Source organism: Calditrichota bacterium, from assembly GCA_020637445.1.
In the GTDB taxonomy this organism is placed as follows: domain Bacteria; phylum Electryoneota; class RPQS01; order RPQS01; family RPQS01; genus JABWCQ01.
The window spans coordinates 427728-449897 of sequence record JACJVZ010000001.1; the positions used below are offsets into that span (position 1 = coordinate 427728).

The following is a 22170-nucleotide window of genomic DNA, read 5'->3' on the forward strand; positions in this document are numbered from 1 at the left end:
GGCACATGCAAGACTTGAATTCCCAGCAACGGCTTTTGGAAGTCGCGCGCGGGGATAAACCCGCAGACTTATACCTAAAGAATGCCCGCCTGATCAATACGGTTTCGCTTGAAATCGAAGAGGCGGGCATCGCTGTTTTTGAGGGCCGCATCGCGGGAATTGGTGACTATGAAGCCAAACAGGTGATAGATCTGCAAGGCGGATTACTCGCGCCGGCGCTGCTCGACGGGCACATTCACATCGAATCCACATTGTTGACGCCGCCGGAGTTTGCCCGCGCCGTCGTGCCCTTGGGAACGGGAGGAGTGTTTTGCGACCCGCATGAAATCGCGAACGTCTTAGGTGCTCGCGGAATTCAGTTTATGTTGGACAGTTCGGAAGCTGTGCCGCTCAACGTGTGGGTCATGGTTCCGTCTTGTGTTCCGGCAACGCACATGGAAACTTCGGGTGCCGCGATGAGAGCCGCTGACATGCAGCCCTTTCTCGAGCACCCGCGTGTTTTAGGTATCGCAGAGGTCATGAACTTTCCCGGCGTGATTTTGGGTTTTGATGAAGTTCTCGAAAAAGTCGCGTTGGGCGCGGGCCGCCCGGTAGATGGGCACGCTCCCGGCGTGCGCGGCAAATGGTTAAACGCCTACTCCGCCGCAGGTATCGGCACGGATCACGAGAGTACGCAGCTCGAAGAAGCACGCGAGAAGCTGCGCCGCGGCATGGCAGTGTTCATTCGCGAAGGTTCCACAGCGAAAAACATGGACGCATTGCTTCCGCTCGTAAGACCGGAAACGGCGCATATGTTTGCATTTGTCTCAGATGACAGACATGCTGACGAGCTTCTCGCTGAGGGGCACATGAACGCGACGCTGCGCAAGGCCGTCAAGAAAGGCCTTGATCCGCTCTTAGCCGTTGCAATGGCCAGCACAAACACAGCCCGTATTTTCGGTGTGAAGGAAACCGGTGCGCTGACGCCCGGGAAGTATGCTGATTTTGTCGTGTTCGAAGACTTGAAAGACTTCAAACCTCTGCGTGTTTGGCATCGAGGCGAAGAAGTTGCGCGCGAAGGGCAACTACTGAAAAGTATTTCAAAGTTCGATACGTCGAGTGTTCAAGATACGATGCGCGCGAACATCACGGACAAACGAGCGTTTGAAGTCGCAAGCAAGAGTACGCGCGTCAATGTAATTGACATTGTTCCTGATCAGATTGTCACGAAGCGTTTGGTGGCCAATCTGCCTGCACGTAATGGTCAGCTTACTGCGGATCCGGAGCAAGACATCGCCAAGATAGTCGTCGTCGAGCGTCACGGACGCGGCGGCACGATAGGCAAGGGGTTTGTTCGCGGTTTCGGAATCAAATCCGGAGCCTTTGCGTCAACGGTGGCCCACGACTCGCACAACTTGATTGTCGCGGGAATGAGCGACGACGATATGCTGCTCGCGGCAAAGACACTTTCAGAATGCGGCGGCGGATGGACTGTCGTGCAAAACGGAAAAGTCTTGGCGAAGCTCGCACTGCCTGTCGCGGGTCTAATGTCCGACAAATCGGCGGCGGAAATCACTCCTCTGCTGGAAGAGCTCCACCGCGCGGCGCACTCTATTGGCTGCAAACTCTCTTCTCCGTTCATGGCGCTCTCCTTTTTAGCTTTGCCCGTTATTCCAAGTTTGAAACTGACAGATTTCGGGTTGGTGGACGTGGACAAGTTTTCTCAAATTCCTTTGGAAGCCGATAGTGCAGACTGATCTTCTCAAAGAGATCGAACGCCGCACGGTAGACCTTGCCAAGTTCATGGTAAAGTCAGTCGAGCCTCTTTCCACGGAGTCCGATATGGAAGAGGTAGAGATCGATATCAGGGAACTTCTGCATCAGACTCGCCACAACGCGAATGTTGTCTTAAATGATTCTTCCGGCGAAAAGCAGGTGCTTCGAAAGATATTGCCTGCCGTCCTTCCCGGTTTGTCAGATTACAAGGACTTGCCCGAGTCACCACGGATTCTCATTGACGATGCCGCCAAACAAGCAGGGATCGTTGGACAGTCGCGGCTACTCATGTTGTCGGTTCAGCGCGCTTTGCTCTTGGCCGAGACGCGGGCGCGGGTTTTGATATCGGGTGAGACGGGAACAGGCAAGGAGCTCATTGCAAAGTTAATCCACGAGCATTCGGACCGGCGTGACAAACCGTTTGTCGTCGTAAACTGTGGTGCATTAGTACCGAACTTGGCAATCTCCGAGCTGTTCGGGCACGAAGCCTACTCGTTTACGGGAGCGGACCCGCGCGGACGCGCAGGCAAAGTTGTAGCCGCCGACGGCGGAACGCTCTTTCTCGATGAAGTTGCCGATCTTCCCGACGTGGCGCAGGCCGCGCTGCTACGACTCTTGGATCAAGGAGAAGTTCAGAGTGTCGGCAAAGCAAAGCCGCGGCACGTCGACGTCCGTGTGATTAGCGCAACTCACAAAGACCTATGCGCGAAAGTTGCGGCTGGCGAGTTTCGTGAAGATCTCTATTACAGGTTGTTTGTAGCCGAAGTGCATTTGCCGCCTTTGCGTGAACGCGGGAAGGACGTTTTGCAGTTGGCTTCGCACATCCTAAATGTGCTGCGCATCGAGTACGGCCGTGCGGCGCCGCGCGGTCTCGCGGAAGATGCCAAGAAACTGTTTGCGTCTCACGCGTGGCCCGGAAACATACGTCAACTCAGTCAGGCACTGGAGCACGCTTTCATCGAGAATTCATCAGAACTTCTCACCGCATCTATGTTTCCGATGCTGTTAGCTTCATCGCGAAAGGATACTGTGGATGGACCTAAAGCACCGGAGCGGCTTGAACGCGGGATATTGGAGGCACTCGGCGGACCTCAACCTCTCATACTCGAATTTCTTTGCAATGGAGGTCGGGAGTGGTTTTCCACAACTGCCTTGGCGGAGAAGTCAGGAATGTCCGCTTCCCATACCAGAACCAAGCTGCGTGACCTTACTTCAGCGGGAATTCTCGAATCCAGCGGCCAGCAACTGTCGACGCTATCGGCTTGCCTCCCGATTTTCCCTTGATTTTCCGTCTAAAAACTCTGATATTAATAGCTTAGGTGAACTGGACTCTGACTAAGGCGGGCCTCCGTGGACGCAGTCAAGACTCCGGGCGCGGAGTCTTTTTGTTTATGAAAAACAGAAGTTTATAACATTTGTCACGGATAGAGCCTCGCACATTTCGCGGAACTCGCGATTTCCTGCCTTCAGAATTGATCCCCCGTCGAAAGATTGTGCGGATTATTGAGGAGGCCTATCGCCGCTACGGATTCCAGCCGCTGGAAACTCCGGCGATAGAATATTTGGAGATTTTGACCGGCAAGTCAGAAGAAAATGACAAGCTAATTTACGAGATTCGTCGCGCGCGGGGCGATGCCGAGGAAACTGCTGAAAGCGCAATCGCGCTTCGCTATGATTTGACCGTTCCGCTCGCCCGCGTGGTCGCCCAATATGCCGAGCTGCCTCGGCCCTTTAAGCGCTATCAGATTCAGCCCGTATGGCGCGCCGACCGCCCGCAGCCGCGACAGGGCAGATACCGCGAGTTTGTGCAATGCGACGCGGACATATTGGGGACGGAATCTCCGCTCGCCGATGCCGAAATCATTGCGCTGACCAGCGAAGTGTTATCTGCACTCGATTTCAAGACCTATCGCATCAGACTTTCATCAAGAAAGTTCTTGGCCGGACTCTCCGCATTAATTACGGGCAGCGATTCTCATTTCTTTGACTTTTGTCGCTGTCTGGACAAGCTCGACAAAATCGGCTGGGACGGCGTCGAAAAAGAGTTCCAGCAAAACAACATCCCGGCGAGCGATGCGCGTGCCAAAGTTACCGAGCTTCTAAACGCCGGCGGAGCGGAACCGAACTTCACCGAAGCTGCGAAGCTCGCCGCCGGAAACGAAGCCGCGCAAAATGGCCTCAAAGAAATCGAAATTGTCTTCCATGCCGCGCAGGAATTGGGAGTGCCGGACGGCAATCTTGTCTTCGACGCGACGCTCGCGCGTGGTTTGGATTACTACACCGGCCCGATTTTCGAAACCGTATCACCTGAGCTCCCGCATTTAGGGTCGTTGACCGGCGGCGGAAGATATGACGGGCTGGTCGCGACATTCTCAAAACAAAATGTCCCGGCGACCGGCACGACCATCGGATTGGACAGAATTCAGACCGCGTTGACGCAGTTGAAGCGTTTCGAGTCCATTCCCTCCGAGACGCAAGTCTTGATTGCCCGCTTCGACGATGCTGGAGTCAACACGAATCTCGAACTCGCTGCCTCGCTGCGCCGTGCCGGATTCCGAGTCGAGATTTGGTATGACAACGACCGCATGAAGAAGCAATTCTCGTATGCAGATCAGCAGAAGATTCCCTTCGTCGTCGTCTGTGGTCCCGACGAACGCGCCCGAGGCGAAGTTTCGCTGAAAAACCTTGCGACGCAACAGCAAGTCACGCTGCCGCACGGCGACCTTGCGAGTAGACTGGCGAGCGAACTCGCGAAAGACATTTCGCCGAGGGGGGATTGAGTGCGTCAGCGCGTTTCTCCGCTGTCCCACACGCCGAAGGGGGATTGAGCGCGTCAGCGCGACTCCCCGCCGGAATCTGTAGATGAGATTTTCTTCGCCGCTGCACAAAGGCAAACTGCTCCGCCGCTACAAACGTTTCTTTGCGGACGTCCTGCTCGACAACGGCGAAGAAATTACGGCCGTGACTCCCAACACCGGCAGCATGAAAGGCGTCTTAGTGATTGGCGCGCCCGTGATGGTCAGCTATTCCGATTCCGTGACGCGCAAATACGCGCACACGTGGGAACTCGTCGAAATCGCTGGCAAGTGGGTCGGCATCAACACGCACGTTCCGAATACAATCACTGCCGAAGCGCTGAAGGCCGGAGCAATTCCTGAGCTTGCTCATTTCAAGAAGTTTCGCCGCGAAGTCAAACTACCCAGCGGCTCGCGCATCGATTTCATGTTAGGCGACGACGAAGCTCTGCTCGAAGTGAAAAACGTCTCGCTGGTGGAAGATGGAGTCGCGCTTTTTCCCGACAGTGTCACCGAACGCGGCACGCGCCACCTGCACGAACTGATGGAGTTCGTTGCCGAGGGCAAGCAGGCCTACATGCTCTACGTCGTGCAGCACCATCTCGCCAAAAGTTTTTCACCCGCGGACGAAATTGATCCCGTTTACGGCACGACGGTGCGTGACGCACACCAAGCCGGTGTAAAACTTATCGCCATGAAAGCTCGTGTCACCGCCGAAGAAATAACCTTACACGAACCGATTCCGATAGAACTTTAACCTTGCACGAACTCGTCACACTACAAGCCGAAATCGGCGAACCTGCACGCGCTCCGCTGCCGCAAACGAACGGCAACGGACCGCGCGTCTACATTCGCACGTACGGCTGTCAAATGAACGTCTCCGATTCGCAGACGATTGAAAGTATGCTCGCCGAATCCGGCTATCGTTTCTGCGAAACTCCGGAAGAAGCGGACGTCGTTCTCGTGAACACGTGCATGATTCGTGAAAGCGCCGAGGTCCGGGCCTTAGGACAATTGGCGAATCTTTCTGTTTTGAAAAAGAGCAATCCGTCGCGAGTGATAGGCATTCTCGGCTGTGTCGCGCAAGCGAAACGAAAAGAGATCATCGAATCGCATCCCTATGTGGACATGGTTGTAGGTCCCGATTCTTATCGGCGTCTGCCGATCATGCTCGAAGAGCGTTTCATCACACCGCCCGGAACTCCCGGTTTGCTCGAAACGACCTTGATGCGCGAAGAACTCTACGACGACATAATGCCGCGCCATCACGGCGGAGTCACGGCGTTCGTCACGATTATTCGCGGTTGCGATAAGTTTTGCAGTTTTTGTGTCGTCCCGAGAACTCGTGGCCGGGAACGAAGCAGGCCGTTGCCAAGTGTTTTGCGCGAGGTGGAACATCTCGTGTCACAAGGCGTGCGCGACGTCATGCTCCTGGGTCAAAACGTGGATTCGTACCGATGGGAAGGTCGCGACTTCGCCGATTGTCTGGCCGCAGTCGCGGACATGCCCGGCGTGGTGCGTGTGCGCTACATGACGTCGCATCCAACTGATATCTCCGATAAACTTCTGCGAACGATGGGCGAGCACCCGAAGATTTGTCCCTATCTGCATCTTCCGGTTCAAGCGGGCAACAATCGTGTGCTGAAAGAAATGAACCGTCCGTACACTCGCGAGCATTATCTCGGCATCATCGAACGCGCGCGCAAATATGTCCCGGACATCGCCCTTTCGACGGACGTAATCGTGGGCTTTCCCACGGAGACTGAGGCCGAGTTCGAAGAGACCTTCAGCTTAATGAATGAAGTGCGTTACGACACGGCTTTCATGTTCAAGTATTCCGAGCGTCCTCTGACCAAGGCTTCGAAACTCGATGACGACATTCCCGACGACGTGAAAGTTGCGCGACTTGAACGGCTGATTGCGTTGCAGCAAACGGTTGCTCGTGAAAGAAACGAGGCTCAAGTGGGCCGCGCGACGGAGATTCTCATTGAAGGTCCGGCGCCAAAAGATAATAACATGTGGGCGGGCCGCACGCCTGATTTTCGTCCCGTCGTATTGCCGCGCAACGGTGAACAAGTCGGGGATTTGATCAAGGTGCGCCTTGATTCGCTGACCGGTTTCACGTTCCACGCTTCCCGAATTTTCGATAACTAATCCATGATCGGAGTCAGTCCATGTGGATTCTTCGCTGGCTGCTGTTTCTGATACTCATTTTCTTCGTGGTCGGCTTTCTATCTCAGAATGCCGAACCAAAGGTGCATGTTCAGATAATTTCGTGGCAATCGCCCGAGCTGCCGCTGTCTTTTATGCTGTTTCTCGCGGCACTTGTGGGCTACATCGTAAGCCTCTTGGTCGCCGTCATCAACCAACTCCGGCTGCGCAGTGAAATTTCCGCGCAGAAACGCAAGAATCAAGCGCTGCAATCCGAGCTGGAGCGTTTGCGCAATTTCGCGCTCGAAGAAGAAGGAACCGATACGGGAGTGGCCCGCACATGACGTTCTTTGAGTTTTTGTTCCTGTTGATTCTCGTAGGAGGCGGCATCGCCGCGGCGTCGTATTTTCGCGATTGGAAAGTCCGCCGCAACGTACAGCCTACGACGCCGTACGCGGAAGGGCTGCGCGCGATTCTTGACGGCGACACTCCCAAGGCTATCCAAAAGCTGCGCGAGACGGTCGGGGCGGATACAAACAACATTGACGCCTATCTTCGCTTGGGACAATTGTTTGCGCAAAGCGGCGATTTGGATCGCGCCACTAAGATTCACCGCGCATTGACACTCCGCGGCGATTTGGTCGATCGTCAAAAACTCGACATTTATCGAGCTTTGTCCGAAGATTATTTGAAAAACGGCGACTACAACCGCGCGCTTGAATCCGTGAATCAAATGCTCGGCATCTCAAAAAAAGATGCGTGGGCGCTGCAACAAAAGAGTGAAATTTTGGCCGGACAAGGCCAATGGCAGGCGGCCTACGAGTCCGCGGAAAAACTGAACGGCCTCACGACGGCCACCTCCGGCCGCAGACTTGCGCTGCTGAAGACGCTTGAAGGCGAGCGCTTGTGCAACGCGGGAAAGGAGCGCGACGGACGTGTTCAGTTTCGACAAGCGATCAAGCACGACGCGACGCTTGTTGCACCGTACCTTTATTGGGGAGATTCCTACGTTCGCGAGCACAGGGTGGAGGATGCCGTCAAAATTTGGAGACGGCTGATTGACGTAAATCCGGCGCAAAGTTACGTCGCGTTCGAGCGACTCGAAACTCATTTGTTTGACCTTGGTCGGTTTTCCGAAATCGAGCAGATCTATCGCGAAGTGATTCACAGTTATCCGCAAAACGTACACGCATACGCCGCCTTGTCTCGCTTCTTGCGCAAGAAGGGCGACGCAGGCGGAGCTATCACGACACTGCGCGACGGGTTAGAACATAATCCGGAGAGCCTTTGGCTGCGCCGGCGGTTGATCCGAATGTATCACGACGTTCACGACGTGGACGGAGTGTTGAATATGTCGCGCGACGTGCTGTCGCGGGTGATGAAAGAAAACTACGAATACTCTTGTTCTAACTGCGGCAACGTGTCGCACGAGCCCTTGTGGGTTTGTCCGAAATGCAACAAGGTGGATTCCTACAATGTATAGAGCGATCATATTTTTGGCCATGTGCGCGGCGGCGATTGCGGCCGACGTTGTGAAGAAGTCTCCCGTCGATCTTCTGCGGGAAGGGAGAATGATCGAAGCGCAGCAAATTCTCGAGAAGACGGACGCACCGGAGCGCTACCATTTGCTATTGGACGCGTTGCGCGAACCGAACGCGATTGAAGCGTGTTTTCTCTATCGGGAAATTTCCGCTCGTTTTCCGGGCACCGATTGTGACGTATTTGCGCAAGAGCGGCTCCTGCAAGCGGCTGAGATGGGTATTGACATATCTGCCCTCGTTCTGGAAACCGCTCCCGCCGCGGAGCCCGGCGAATGGCACGACGCTTCTGCAACATACGAGGTTGAGCGGCCGCTCACTGCGGACGACAAGCTGACGGACGTGAAGACTGACGGTGAGCCGGAAGCTGTGGAGGTCCCGGATGAAACGGAAGTCGCGGAACCCACGCCCGCAAAGGAAGAGATGACCGTGAAGGAAGCGGCAAAGCTCGCGAACACCGTCGCCGAAGAACCGGAGCCAGTGGTTCGCCGCGAGCCGCTTGTGACACAACCAGAGCCTGACGAAACTGTTGCTGCCAAAGAAGAACTCGTAGAAGCAAAGCCCAAGCAAGAACCCTCCAAAAGCACCACGCTAAACTATAGCGAAGCGGTGCCCACCAAGAAAGACACGGGTATCGTGGCCGCTTCCTTGATTGCTGATCCTCCGCTGCCTCCAAAGAAGCCGGAGTCGAAAGTCAAGCCGATTAATGAGCAGAATGCGCCGCACGATATCGACAAGAAGTCTCCCGACGGGTGGTACATTCAAGTCGGCGCCTTCGGCAATCACGACAATGCGCGCAAGTTGTCCAAGAAACTTGAGCACGACGGCTACAAGACATACCTTGTGCCGCGCGACGATTTGCTGCAAGTCCGAGTAGGAGTCTTTCAAACGAAGGAAGAGGGTCGCTCAATTGGCGATCAAATCAAAGAGAAGTACAGCGTTCCCGCAGTGCTCGTGACCGTGCCCTAAGCGGCAAACCGTCAGATGAAAAAACGCGCGCCGTCCCTTGGGGCGGCGCTTCATGCCTAAGCGAGTCGTTCATGTCCACACCCATGCTAAAACAATACTCAGAGATCAAGTCCCAATATCCGGACGTGGTCCTGTTTTATCGCATGGGTGATTTTTATGAGCTTTTTTATGACGACGCAAAGACCGCGTCGGACGTCCTTGGACTGACATTGACAAAGCGCAACAACGGCGCCAACGGCGACGTTCCGCTGGCGGGTTTTCCGCATCACCAGCTCGAAAACTACTTGAGCAAAATGACCCGCGCGGGCTACCGCGTCGCGGTGTGCGACCAACTTGAAGATCCGAAACAAGCCAAAGGCATCGTCAAACGCGGCGTAACCGAAGTCGTGAGCGCGGGGACGACATTCTCTGGCTCGCAGCTTGACGATCAAAAGAACAACTATCTTGCCGCCGTAACATGGCAGGAGGAGACCTGCGGCCTCGCTTACGCCGACATCACCGCACAAGAATTTTTCACGGGCATTTTGCCGCAGAGCGAATTGGTCGCGAGACTTGCGGCTCTGGAGCCTGCGGAGCTGATCGTCGAACTTGAAAACGAAGAGCTTGCCAAGGAGTTGCTTGAGCTGATTCCAAGCTGCTCGTTGACTCCGTTGCCAAAGTGGCAATTTGCGGCGGACGGTGCGGACAGAACTCTGCGAACGCACTTGAATGTTGCGAATCTGAAAGGCTACGGTTTGTCAGACATGCTGCCCGCGATGCAGTCAGCGGGAGCATTGCTCAACTATTTGCGGTCTCAACAAAAAGACGCTCAAGCGCTGTTGCCGGACCTGCGCGTGTTTACGACGGGGCGCGAACTTATTTTGGATTCGTCGACCCGCCGCAATTTGGAACTTGTGGAGTCGCCGAGCGGCCGCCGCGATGCGACACTTTTGTTTGCGATGGATCGTACACGCACTGCGGCAGGAGGGAGGCTCCTGCGCCGGTGGCTGCTTGCTCCGCTTACGGACTTGACGGACATTAATCTCCGGCTAAGTACGGTGGAGACTTTGGTCAGTGATCCGCAAACTGTAGGAATTCTCACCGAGCAATTGCGCGAAACGTCGGATTTGCAGAGAGTGCTTTCGCGCTTGACCACCCGGCGAGCATCCCCGCGCGATGCCGTTGCAATTCGTTCTACGCTCGAAAAACTCCCTCTGATTCAAAAGACGCTTGCAAAACACACGGGCTCTCCGCTTGACAGACTTTCAGTCGAGCTCACCGAACTCAAAGAGATCAGCGGCTTAATCGCATCGATCATCGTCGACGATCCCCCTGCGATAATAGGTGAGGGCCGGGCGATTCGCGCCGGGTACTCCGAGGAGCTTGACGACTTGCGTACGATTGGCACACGTGCGCGGACGTGGATGCAGGAACATCAAAACCACGAGCGCGGCCGTACGGGAATTCCGTCGCTGAAAATCGGCTACAATCGAGTATTCGGTTATTACATTGAAATCACGAACGCGCACAAAGACAGAGTTCCAGCGGACTACATCCGCAAACAAACTCTGACGGGTTCGGAACGGTATGTAACACCCGATCTGAAAGTCTGGGAAGAAAAAATCCTCCACGCGGAGGAAAAACTCGAGCGGCTTGAAGAAGAAATCTGGGAGTCCCTGCGTACGGAACTGTTGAGTCGGGGACCCGAACTAACCAAGATCGCTCGCGCAATCGCTGAACTTGATATTTTTGTCTCGCTCGCGACTCTCGCCCGCGAACAGCGTTATGTCCGTCCAATCGTAAATGACGGCACGAAGCTCGCGGTCAAGCAGGGCCGGCACCCTGTTGTGGAACGATTGGTCTCACAGGCGACGGGTTTCATTGCCAACGATCTCGAGCTGGACACGGCAACGAATCAAATCATGATTTTGACCGGTCCCAACATGTCCGGCAAGTCTACATATCTTCGGCAAGCCGCACTGATCGTTCTGATGGCCCAGATGGGCTCTTTTGTTCCGGCCGATTTTGCGGAAATCGGAATCGTCGACAGGATTTTTACTCGCATCGGAGCGGGAGACAACTTAGCTGGAGGCGAGTCGACCTTTTTGGTGGAAATGTCGGAGGTCGCCAATATCTTGCGTAGTGCGACACCGAGGTCGCTGATGATTCTTGACGAAGTTGGCCGCGGAACTTCGACCTACGACGGCCTTTCGCTTGCTTGGGCCATCACCGAATACCTTCACGACCATTCAGAAGTTGCGGGTAAGACTCTCTTTGCCACACATTACCACGAACTGAACAAGATGGCCACTCTTTTCCCGCGCATCTTCAACGCACGCGTCGATGTTGAGGAGTGGGGCGACCGAATCGTCTTTTTGCACAGAATATCTTCCGGTGAAACTGATCGCTCGTATGGTATCGAAGTCGCGCGGCTCGCCGGATTGCCGCAAAGTGTTGTTGCCAGAGCCCGTGAATTGCTTCCCGGTTGGGAAGAATCCGTCAAACCGCAGGCCGAAATCCCCCCTCAAAAGCCCACTAAGCTACAGCTAACTCTATTTGAATCCGATACTCAGAGAGTGGTTGATGCCCTCCAGAACCTCAATTTGGACGACTTAACTCCCCGCACGGCGCTTGATAAACTCTATGAAATCAAGGGCTTGGTCAATGGTAGCAGGAGTGCGAAGTCGGCAAAAAAGTCTTGACTCTCCTTTAGTTTATCCTTATTTTTACAGAATATAGGAATAAGGTGGGAGACTGTCCCCGCGCAAGGCGCAACAAAACTTGATCTCTGCTGTGTACTTTTACTCTTCTGTCTCGTGTCAAATTCTATGTTGAGCGAGTTCAATGAGTAAGACAAATTTGACTTGAATCGTAGCCAATGGAGCAGGGCATGATCAACGTGCGGTGCCTGGGGTTAGTTCTCACTTTATCACTTTTTGTCCAAGTCGCAAACGCGCAATGGGTTATCGGAAGATATGCTGGCGAGTTTTTGTCACTTGGAGCTGGAGCACGTGCACTCGCCATGGGTGGAGCATCTATCGCATCACCGCTTCCGGCGACCGCAGGGTATTACAATCCTGCCGGATTAGCTGGAATAGACAAGCGGTCGGTTGAATTCATGCACGCGTCGCAGTTTGACAACCTGTTTACTTACGACTATCTCTCGTTTGCGACTCCGATGCAGCGAGAGATGTCCGGTGCAGTTACGGTGCTATACTCTCGCGTTGGGGATATTCCGTTGACTCGTTTGGCGGACCCGACACAGCCACTTTCCGATGGCAACAGAGTTGAAGTTGATGGCCAAACCGGAGATCACGAATGGGCGGCAATTGCTTCGGGCGGCCGCATGCTTGGCAATGGATGGAATGCCGGAGCCAGTGCGAAGATATTGACCAAATCCGTCGCGTCGGAAACGGCGGTCGGTTTGGGGTTTGACGTCGGTTTACAACGTATGATCGGGAGTCGCACCGAGTTCGGAGCGGTCGTTCGGGATATTACGACAAGCACTATGGCTTGGTCGACCGGTCGAACGGAGTCGATTCTGCCGACCGTTGGTTTTGGTGGCCGCTGGTCGGCACCACTGAAGGCGATGAATGCCGATGTAACCGTTGTCGCCGATGCGGAGACGAGATTCGAGACTCGCGGCGAAGCGGAAGTGATTTCTGCCGGTCCGGTTTCAATTGAGCCGCGTATCGGAGCAGAGTACTTAATATCAAAGACCGTTGCTCTGCGCGCGGGCTTGAAAGGCGACCGTTTTACCGCGGGTGCCGGTTTGCTGTTCGGAAGTTTAGCGGTGAATGCCGCACTGGAAGATCACAACGATCTTGGGTTGACACACCGAGTGTCCGTAGGAGTAGTATTCTAATCGACGAGAAATTCACCTCGCAATAAACCAAAATATGATCTATTCCATGACCGGCTTCGGGCGAGGGGAAGCCAGCGAAGAAGGTACTACCGTCACCGCGGAGCTGCGCACGCTGAACAACCGGTATTTTGATTTCGGTTTACGCGCGCCGCGGACGATTTCCAATTTTGAATCTGAATTGCGCGAGCTCTGCCGCAAAGGGGTTGAGCGGGGCAAGATTAGCCTGAATATGACAGAGAGCCGGGCGGGCGCCCCTACCGCCACGCGTATCGACGCGGAGGCCGCAAAGCGGGTTTCAGCGCAATTGCAAGAGCTTTGCAATGATCTTAGTATTACGGAGTCCGTGCATCTGGATCACTTGCTTCAGTTCCCTGAAGTAATTACTCCGGTTGATTCGCCGGAAATGTCGGATCGTATTCTAAAATTGTCTGTCGCCGCAACGGAAAAAGCCATCGAAAATCTGCGTCAGATGCGGCTCGAAGAAGGCGAGAATCTGACTAAAGACATGCTGAAGCGGCTTGATCTGATTCACTCGGCGCTCGAAGAGATCAGGAAAGCGCAGGAAGGGTTGCCGACTCGCGCTTTGGAAAAACTCAAAGACCGGATTCAGAAACTCGTGCCGAACGAAAGCTACGACGACAACCGGCTCGAACTTGAATTGGCTTTGATAGCCGACAGACTCGATATCACCGAAGAATGCGTTCGGCTCGACGGACATATACAGGCGTTTCGAAAGACCTTGCTGAAACCGGCGGGTCCCGTCGGCAAGAAACTTGGCTTCCTGCTGCAAGAGATGAATCGCGAAGCGAACACGATCTCGTCGAAGACCTCAAGTCTGGAAATTTCCCATCTGACCGTAAGTGTGCGCGAGGAAATCGAGCGGCTGCGCGAGCAGGTGCAAAATCTTGAGTAGCATTGGCCGATTGATTGTCTTTGCCGCTCCAGCAGGGGGAGGCAAGACTACAGTGATTCGCGCAGTTCGGAAGGCTCATCCGGGATGGCTCTTCTCTTGCAGTGCGACGACGCGCTCTCCCCGGCCGGGGGAAGTTGACGGACAGGATTACTATTTTTTGACGCGCGACGAGTTCTTGGCGCGGGTCGCTGCCGGAGAGTTTCTGGAATACGAAGACGTTCATGGAAATCTCTACGGTACACTTGGAACGATTGTCGATGAAGCACTCGCCAAAGGCGAAACGATGGTACTCGATTTGGACGTAAAGGGCGCCGCGAGTATCAAACGGTTTTATCCTGAAGCGACAACCGTCTTCATCAAACCTCCCTCCCTCGAAATCCTGAAAGAGCGGTTGGAGAAACGCGGAACGGAATCCGCCGAGGTGATTGCCAAACGACTCACCCGCGCGGAAATGGAACTTGCACAGGCCGAGCTATTCGACTGTGTGATTGTCAACGACGAAATTGATCGTGCCGTAGCCGAAGTTTTGCGCTGTATCGAGCGCGGACGGAAGCCGGTCGAATAAGTATTTTTTGTGCGGAATCCCGTTTGGGGGGCAGATCCGCGTGTCATTTAACGAAACAAACATGGCTTACACAAGAGAAACACATCCCGAATCTTTCGTCGGCAAGGCCGAAAACGTCTATGAAGCGGTGCTGGTAATTGCGCGTCGCGCCCGCCAAATCGGCGAGTTGCAGAAGCGCCGCATCGACCGTCACCTTGGCCAAACCGAAGTGCTCGAGCAAGCCGCCGCGCGCGCCCGCGCCGAAAGCGGCGACGACTCCGTAGAGATCGAAGAGATCGAGCGCGAGAAGATTCAATTCACGAAACCAGTTGTCCTCGCCATCGGCGAAATGGTGGACGGCAAGATCGAGAAGCGCTATGAAGAGTAACCGCCGTCCTGATCGGGATGCGCGCTATTCGGGAGAGCTTGGCGGTCGAAGAATTCTTTTAGGTGTAACGGGGGGCATCGCGGCGTACAAAGCCGTCGAAGTTGCGCGGTTGCTCATGAAAGCAGGAGCAAAAGTTCAGGTTGTCATGACCTCTGCCGCGACCAAATTCGTTGCTCCGTTGTCCTTTGAAACCGTTACCGGCCGTGACGTGTTTGTGGAAATGTTTCCCGAACACGGGAAAGAGTCTCCGTGGCACACGGAGCTTTCGTCTTGGGCGGAAATCGTTGTCGTCGCTCCGGCGACCGCGGATCACATTGGCCGCATCGCTTGCGGTTTGGGTGACGATCTGCTCACGACCACACTCTTGGCCTACGAGCGCCGTCGCGTAATTTGTCCGTCGATGAATCCGCGCATGTGGGCGAATCCTGCCGTGCAAGAGAATCTCAACACGCTGCGCACGCGAGGATTTCGCATCGTCAATCCCGAAGACGGAGAGATGGCGCGCCCCGGTGAAGATCTGGGGATCGGACGACTCGCTGAACCCGAGACAATTTTCGCGGAAGTGAAGCATCTCTTGAGCGCGCCGCAAGACCTGCGCGGCGTCAAGGTGTTGGTCACCGGTGGCCGCACGGAAGAAAGTTGGGACCCCGTGCGCGTGTTGACCAATCGCGCTTCCGGCAGAATGGGTTTTGCGCTGGCTGAAGAAGCGCGGGAACGTGGGGCGGACGTCTCCTTGATTTCCGGTCCCAGCGAAGTTGTTCCCCCGAGCGGTGTGCGTCTGACCCGCATCACGACCGCTCATCAAATGGCCGAAGCCGTCAAGCGCGAATTTCACTACTGCAATATTTTGCTGATGTCGGCGGCCGTAAGCGACTACACTTTTGGCCAGACTGCGCAGAACAAGATCAAGAAGGGCGATCCCGACCCCGAAATTAATCTTGTTCCAACGGAAGATATTCTGCGCGGCATCTCCAAGAACAAAGGCAACCGAGTGATCGTCGGTTTCGCTCTTGAAACCGAAAACGTGCTGGACAACGCGTTGCGAAAACTTCGCGAAAAGCATTTGGACATCGTCGTCGCGAACAATCCACTGGCCAAAGGAAGCGGATTTCAGGTCGAGACGAATCAGGTCTTTATCATTCACCGCAACGGCAGTGTACAGGACTTGCCGCTGCAATCCAAGCGTGAAGTCGCGCGCGAGATTCTGAATGCGGTGATGGAACTCTATCGCAATCCGCTTCCCGAACCGGACGTGGAGCCCGATCTTGAGTTGGACTTCGAGCCCGAGTTGCCGGATGCGATGGAAGAAGAGCACGGTCTTGTGAATTTGGAAGGCTTGGATATCGAGGAAGGTACGGAAACTTCCAAACCGGAAGCACCCAAGCACGACAAGAAGAAGTCCAAACACAAGAAGAAAAAGAAAGACAAAGAGCGCGTTGCCGCTCCGCAAAACGGACACGCTCCGTCGGCGCCGGTGGACACTGCGGCGCCTGCAAGCGAAGAACAGCCGCTTGTTGCCGAATCGCCAGCCGAGGCTCCGGCTCAACAAGCTGCAACCGCCGCCAAAAAGAAATCTCGCCGCGGCGGCAGACGAGTTCGCGAACGCCGCGAACGCTTGGCGGCATTGGCTGCGCAGCAATCAGGACAAACGCAAACCGCCGCTCCCGTTGAAGCGCGCCCGGCAGAAGTTTCTCCCGATCCAAAGGTTACAGAGACCAAGAGCACGCCGGTTGAAGCTGCGGCTCCTGCCAAAAAAGCGGCTAAGAAGACTCGAAAGAAGGCGGTAAAGAAGACTCCTGAAGAAGTCGCTGAAGCTGCCGAGAAGAAAGCCGCGAAGAAAACGGCCAAGAAGACTTCAACAAAGACCACCAAGGCCAAGGCGGCCAAGAAGAAATCTGCGAAGAAATCCGCTGACGCTGAAGTTGCCGAAACCGTTGAATGAGTTCCCGCGCGGTAAGAGACTATTTCGAGACTCTGTCGCTCTTTGAAGAGGATATCTATCTGCCGCGCAAAACCGAACAAAAATCTTCCGCACCGCGCGAATTGCGTGTGTTGAATGACTCGGTGGTTCCTTTGCCGAAAAATCTGGAAGAATTCGAACGGCAAATCAATACATGCGTTCTGTGTGAACTGGGTAAGACTCGCACGAAGTTCGTTTTCGGCGACGGTGACTCCCAAGCGCGCATCGTATTTGTCGGCGAAGCTCCCGGACACGACGAAGATCAAACGGGCATTCCGTTTGTCGGCAGAGCGGGGCAGTTGCTCAATGAAATGCTGTCCGAGGCAGGACTCGATCGCAAGCAGGTCTATATTTGCAACACGCTGAAATGCAGGCCGCCCGGGAACCGCGACCCTCTGCCGTCGGAGAAAGCAACCTGCAGGCCGTACTTACGAACGCAGCTTTCTCTGATTAGTCCCGACATCATCGTTTGTCTGGGAAAACATGCGGCGAACGAACTGCTTGGAACGGATCAGCCGATGAAGGAGCTGCGGGGTCGCGTGATTCCGTGGGAAGGTATGCAGCTTCTGGTCACGTACCATCCGGCTTACTACCTGCGCAACATGTCGCAAAAAGTTCACGGCGACGCGGACTTCAAATTACTGCGCGAGTTGTACGACAAACTTCCTCGATGACGTTGCGCGCAGCTTCAATGTAAGTTGTAACTTGTAAATTGGATTTTCCCGTTGGCTCACCCCGCATACGCAGAGCGTTCGCAAACGCCCGATCTTTCCGGCGTCCGTGTTCCCCCGCAAGCTCCCGAGATGGAGCGCGCGCTGCTGGGTGCATTGCTCTCTGACGGAGCGGCATTTGCGCGCGTCGCGCATTTAGTCGAGCAAAGTTCTTTTTACAAGCCGAATCATCGCACGCTGTTTCATTGCATAAGCGAGCTCGACCAGCGGCGCGAGCCCATTGATCTGATCACGGTCACGGACGAGTTGCGCCGAGTAAGTAAACTTGAAGAGATCGGCGGCGTACCGTTCTTGAGCGAACTTGCCGCCGAAGTTCCGACGTCCGCAAACATAGAGCACTATGCCGCGGTCGTGCACGAAAAAGCGTTGTTGCGCAACGTGATCTCGTTGAGCGCCGAAGCCGTCTCGAAGGCCAGCGAACCTACCGCGCGCGCCGACGATGTTTTTGAAAAAGTTCAAAGCGATTTGGTGGACTTGATTGGCCGCCGCCGCGGTCGCAACGCCTTGACGTCGCTCGACGCGGTCAAGACGACGATTGACCACATTGAGCACATGAAGCAGCGTGAAGGCCATGTTCACGGCGTGTCTTCGGGCTTCTCGCGCTTGGATGATTTCACGACGGGATTTAATCCTGGCGAGTTGATCATCATCGCCGCCCGCCCCTCGATGGGTAAGACTGCTCTCGCAATGAACATCGCAACCGGTGCCGCGCATCATGGCGATGCGCGCGTCGCAATTTTCTCTTTGGAAATGGACGTACGTCAGTTGGTGCTGCGTATGCTGTCCGGCGAAGCCCACATCAGTTTGCAGCGCGTGCGAACGGGCCGCATGACCAAGGAAGAATACGGCAGACTGTCGATGTCCGCCGGCCGCTTGGCCGACCTGCATCTGTTCTTTGACGATCAACCCGGTTTGGATATCAGCACGCTGCGTGCCCGTGCGCGCCAGTTGTGGCTGGAAAACAGAATCAACCTGATCGTGATCGACTACCTGCAGCTCATAACGCCGCCGAAAATGGTGGATAACCAGCAGCAGTGGATCGCCTATGTTTCCGCGTCGCTAAAAAATCTCGCCAAAGAGCTGAAGATTCCGATCATTGTTCTGTCGCAGCTTTCACGCGCGCCGGAATCTCGCGGCGGAGACCGCAGGCCGCTGCTGTCGGATTTGCGCGACTCCGGAGCGATTGAACAGGACGCCGACGTCGTGATGTTCGTTTACCGTCCGGAATATTACAAAGATTTGTTCAAGGGTAAGAAAGACCCGACGTACGAAATAGGCACGCAGTCTTACCCGATTGACGGTTTGGCGGAGATCATCGTAGCGAAGAACCGTAACGGCCCGACAGGATCGCTTGCGCTGTCATTCATCAAAGAGTATACGATGTTCGCGCCGCTCGAATCGGATGTTCCTCCAATGACCGGAGCACCGACGGAAGATTACGGTGACAACTCTCTGCCGCCAATAGATGATAACCCGTTCTAAGCAGCTTTGCGCAGTACCATGGCCGATGCAGCACAAAAACTCGAGGCAGCTTTTCCGCAGGAGTCTCCTGTAAGTTTGCCGCCGCTGGTCGGTCCGCGATATGAGGGGATCGATGCGGAGTTTCTGCGTTCGGTTGACACGATTCGTATTGCTCTTTATCAAAACTTTCCAAATTCGGATCTTGACTTAGTCGAGCGCGCTTTTCTGTTCGCACACGATGCGCACAAGAACCAGCGCAGGCTTTCGGGTGAGCCCTATATTACGCATTTGCTGGCCGTCGCGGAGATCTTGGCCGAATTGCACATGCGTGAAGACGTCATCGCCGCGGGACTCCTGCACGACACCGTGGAAGACACCGAGACCACGATGGAAGAGTTGCGGAGTAATTTCGGTGACGGAGTCGCCAAGATGGTCGACGGCGTCACCAAAATTCCCGAGCTTAAGTATGAGTCCAAAGAGAAGCAGCAGGCAGAGAATCTGCACAAAATGCTGCTTTCGATGGTCAACGACTTGCGTGTGATCCTGATCAAGTTCGCCGATCGTTTGCACAACATGCGCACGATCGACCACATGACGCGCAAACAGCAGGAACGAATCGCGCTCGAGACGATGGACGTGTATGCGCCGCTTGCGCACAGGCTCGGAGTCTATCAGATCAAATGGGAGCTTGAAGACCTTGCGTTCAAAGTTCTTGAGCCGCGCGCGTATCATGAGCTGGCGGAAAAAGTTTCGCTGAAACGGACCGAACGCGAGCGCATCATCCAACGTGAAAGCGCCCGCATTCAAGCCGAGCTTCGCAAAGCTGGCGTGCGCGGTCAAGTCGTGGGCCGTCCCAAACATCTGTATTCGATCTTTAACAAAATCCGGACGCGCGGCTACTCGTTCGAAGAGATTCTCGATCTTTTGGCGATCCGCATTATCGTTCCGAAGATGGAAGAGTGCTACTTCGCGCTCGGAATCGTGCACTCGCTCTACACGCCGATTCAGGACAAGTTCACCGACTACATCGCGACTCCCAAGTCGAACATGTACCAGTCGCTGCACACCAAAGTTTTCGGTCCCGACGGGCGTAAGATCGAAGTGCAGATTCGCACTGAAGACATGCACAGCCGTGCCGAATACGGTATCGCCGCGCACTGGCGCTACAAAGAAGGCGATCAGAGCCGCAAGGAGCTCGACCGGCAAATCGAATGGCTGCGCGGCCTGCTTGACAACCAGTCCGAGCCGGGGAATTCGCGCGAGTATCTTGAAGATCTCAAGATCAATTTGTTTGAAGGCGAGATATTCGTCTTCACGCCGCGCGGCAAACTGTTGACGCTTCCTGTCGGTTCGACTCCCGTGGATTTTGCGTTCGCCGTGCATACCGACGTCGGCCTGCATGCGATGGCCGTAAAGATTAACGGACACATCGCGCCGCTCAAGGCGACGTTGCAATCGGGCGATTTGGTCGAGGTCATCGTCTCGCCGAACCAAAAACCGAACCCCGATTGGCTGCAGTTCGTAAAGACCAGCCGCGCGCGCAACAAGATCAAGAAGTGGCTCAAGGAGCAGCACTTCGAAGAATCGCAGAAGCTGGGCCGGGAAATGCTGTCGCGCGAGCTGACTCGCTTGCGAATCAAGAAAACGGACAAAGACCTCGCGGAGACCGCGCAATTGTTCGGTCACAATTCGCTCGAGGGATTCTTGGCGTCGATTGGTTCGGGTGACCTGACTGTCGAGAACGTGGTTCGCAAACTGGCTCCCGAGCCGTCGCCGGCAGGGCCGGTTTCCAATGTTCTCTCAAAAGTTATTCGCCGCGTCAAGGGCAGCGACACCGGTATCCGCATTCACGGAATGGACCAAGTTGCCGTGAGTTTCGGCACGTGTTGTCAGCCGCTTCCCGGAGATCAAATCACGGGATTTATCAGTACGGGCCGCGGAGTCGTGGTGCACCGCGTGGATTGCAAGAACATCCCGTTCTTGATGAAACGGCCCGAGCGCAACATACACGTAGACTGGGACGCCGACCGCGAAGCGAAATTCAACGTCCGCGTGCGCGTCACGGCCGAAGATCGCGCCCAACTCTTGGGCGACATCACGGTCGCGTTAGCCAAGGAGGACGTGAATCTGCTCTACATAGAAATGAAACGCGAAGACCATTTCGCTTCAGGCCGGTTGGTGCTCGAAGTGAAATCACTGCTTCATTTGCAGCGCGTGCTCAAACGCGTTCGCGCGATACCCGGAGTGCTCCACGTCGAGCGTTTGGATGAGGACGTTCCGGGCATCGAACCGGCATAAGAGATTTTGAAATTAGTTCAATACATAGCAAGTACCAAATCGCACAGGAAAGCAGAGGAGGCTGAATGCGAACTTACATCAAGAAAGATGTGGTAGAGCGTGTAGCCGTGCTCAGCAACGAGCGTCCGGATACGGTGGCCAAGGTGGTCAACGATACGTTCACCGTGCTGCGCCAGATCATGGCAGGAGACGAAGCGGAGTTACGAATTGAGATTCGTGATTTTGGCGTGTTCGAAGTTAAGAAGACGAAGCCGAAACCGAAAGCGCGTAATCCCAAGACCAACGAGATTATCTACGTTGCAGCTCGACGGAAGACGCATTTCAAACCCGGAAAACTTCTGAAGGAGTCGCTCAAGACTCCATTGGATCAAATTCCGCCGAGCGAGCAGTAGGCATGTCACGCGTCCTCGGTTTGGACTGGGGAACGCGTCGCATCGGGGTAGCGGTCTCGGACGCTGAGCGGCGCCTGGCCGTCGGGTACGCGGTATGGTCTGCCGAAGAGACGGATTATCTGCCTTCGCTGGTTCGAGCAATCGGCGAAGAGGATATCTCTCTCATTGTGGTTGGACTTCCGCTGACCTTGTCGGGCGAAGAAGGCGTGTCCGCGCAGGCTGCCCGTGCATTTGCCGTCCGCATCAGCGGGCTGGGACCCGAGGTCATGATGGCGGATGAACGGATGACGTCGTTTCAGGCGAGCAGGTCGCTTTCGCAGGCTGGAATCAATCAAAAGAAACAACGGGGAAAACTCGACATGGCGGCAGCGGTATTGCTGCTGCAGTCGTTTTTGGACGAACATCAAACACCTCGTGAATAGGAGTAATCT

The 22170-nt window shown here is 55.0% G+C and carries 19 protein-coding genes; all 19 read left to right on the forward strand.

Going from position 1 to position 22170, the window contains the following annotated elements; all coding sequences use genetic code 11:
- The first annotated feature begins 5 nt into the window (after positions 1-5).
- The 19 genes from ade to ruvX all read left to right on the forward strand — a co-directional run bounded on the left by ade (position 6) and on the right by ruvX (position 22161).
- Complete coding sequence (gene ade, locus H6507_01615) at positions 6-1736, forward strand: adenine deaminase (protein MCB9367798.1); 1731 nt, start codon at positions 6-8, stop codon at positions 1734-1736.
- Positions 1726-3039 carry a sigma-54-dependent Fis family transcriptional regulator gene (locus H6507_01620; GenBank protein MCB9367799.1) on the forward strand — a complete coding sequence of 438 codons (1314 nt, stop codon included), beginning with the start codon at positions 1726-1728 and terminating at the stop codon, positions 3037-3039. The genes ade and H6507_01620 overlap by 11 nt, the downstream gene beginning before the upstream one ends.
- A 131-nt stretch (positions 3040-3170) precedes the next feature.
- The gene (gene hisS, locus H6507_01625; protein MCB9367800.1) at positions 3171-4535 is read left to right on the forward strand and encodes a histidine--tRNA ligase; all 1365 of its coding nucleotides are present in this window, start codon (positions 3171-3173) and stop codon (positions 4533-4535) included.
- An 82-nt stretch (positions 4536-4617) separates the two neighbouring features.
- Positions 4618-5307 (forward strand): DNA/RNA nuclease SfsA, encoded by a 690-nt coding sequence (gene sfsA / locus H6507_01630; protein MCB9367801.1) that lies wholly within the window; start codon positions 4618-4620, stop codon positions 5305-5307.
- A 2-nt stretch (positions 5308-5309) separates the two neighbouring features.
- A complete protein-coding gene (gene miaB / locus H6507_01635) occupies positions 5310-6704 on the forward strand; it encodes a tRNA (N6-isopentenyl adenosine(37)-C2)-methylthiotransferase MiaB (GenBank protein ID MCB9367802.1) in 1395 nt (464 codons plus the stop codon).
- 20 nt (positions 6705-6724) lie between these two features.
- Positions 6725-7045, forward strand: a complete 321-nt coding sequence (locus H6507_01640; GenBank protein ID MCB9367803.1) for a LapA family protein — start codon at positions 6725-6727, stop codon at positions 7043-7045.
- Complete coding sequence (locus tag H6507_01645) at positions 7042-8184, forward strand: tetratricopeptide repeat protein (GenBank protein MCB9367804.1); 1143 nt, start codon at positions 7042-7044, stop codon at positions 8182-8184. Before H6507_01640 ends, H6507_01645 begins: the two co-directional genes overlap by 4 nt.
- Entirely contained in the window at positions 8177-9208 is a 1032-nt protein-coding gene (locus tag H6507_01650; GenBank protein ID MCB9367805.1) for an SPOR domain-containing protein, read from the forward strand. The genes H6507_01645 and H6507_01650 overlap by 8 nt, the downstream gene beginning before the upstream one ends.
- Before the next feature lie 71 nt (positions 9209-9279).
- Positions 9280-11889, forward strand: a complete 2610-nt coding sequence (mutS, locus tag H6507_01655) for a DNA mismatch repair protein MutS (GenBank protein MCB9367806.1) — start codon at positions 9280-9282, stop codon at positions 11887-11889.
- A 188-nt stretch (positions 11890-12077) separates the two neighbouring features.
- Positions 12078-13052 carry a PorV/PorQ family protein gene (locus tag H6507_01660; GenBank protein ID MCB9367807.1) on the forward strand — a complete coding sequence of 325 codons (975 nt, stop codon included), beginning with the start codon at positions 12078-12080 and terminating at the stop codon, positions 13050-13052.
- A gap of 34 nt (positions 13053-13086) precedes the next feature.
- A complete protein-coding gene (locus H6507_01665) occupies positions 13087-13965 on the forward strand; it encodes a YicC family protein (GenBank protein MCB9367808.1) in 879 nt (292 codons plus the stop codon).
- Positions 13958-14530 (forward strand): guanylate kinase, encoded by a 573-nt coding sequence (gene gmk, locus H6507_01670; GenBank protein ID MCB9367809.1) that lies wholly within the window; start codon positions 13958-13960, stop codon positions 14528-14530. Before H6507_01665 ends, gmk begins: the two co-directional genes overlap by 8 nt.
- 61 nt (positions 14531-14591) lie before the next feature.
- Complete coding sequence (locus tag H6507_01675; protein ID MCB9367810.1) at positions 14592-14897, forward strand: DNA-directed RNA polymerase subunit omega; 306 nt, start codon at positions 14592-14594, stop codon at positions 14895-14897.
- A complete protein-coding gene (gene coaBC, locus H6507_01680; protein MCB9367811.1) occupies positions 14887-16839 on the forward strand; it encodes a bifunctional phosphopantothenoylcysteine decarboxylase/phosphopantothenate--cysteine ligase CoaBC in 1953 nt (650 codons plus the stop codon). The genes H6507_01675 and coaBC overlap by 11 nt, the downstream gene beginning before the upstream one ends.
- Positions 16836-17531 (forward strand): uracil-DNA glycosylase, encoded by a 696-nt coding sequence (locus tag H6507_01685; protein ID MCB9367812.1) that lies wholly within the window; start codon positions 16836-16838, stop codon positions 17529-17531. Before coaBC ends, H6507_01685 begins: the two co-directional genes overlap by 4 nt.
- A gap of 51 nt (positions 17532-17582) precedes the next feature.
- Positions 17583-19070: a replicative DNA helicase gene (gene dnaB / locus H6507_01690; protein ID MCB9367813.1), complete on the forward strand. Its 1488-nt coding sequence runs from the start codon at positions 17583-17585 to the stop codon at positions 19068-19070.
- Between the two features lie 18 nt (positions 19071-19088).
- Positions 19089-21347, forward strand: coding sequence for a bifunctional (p)ppGpp synthetase/guanosine-3',5'-bis(diphosphate) 3'-pyrophosphohydrolase (locus tag H6507_01695; GenBank protein MCB9367814.1), 2259 nt, complete (start codon positions 19089-19091; stop codon positions 21345-21347).
- 65 nt (positions 21348-21412) lie between these two features.
- Positions 21413-21739, forward strand: coding sequence for an integration host factor subunit beta (locus H6507_01700; protein ID MCB9367815.1), 327 nt, complete (start codon positions 21413-21415; stop codon positions 21737-21739).
- 2 nt (positions 21740-21741) lie between these two features.
- Entirely contained in the window at positions 21742-22161 is a 420-nt protein-coding gene (gene ruvX, locus H6507_01705) for a Holliday junction resolvase RuvX (GenBank protein MCB9367816.1), read from the forward strand.
- Positions 22162-22170: the final 9 nt, after the last annotated feature.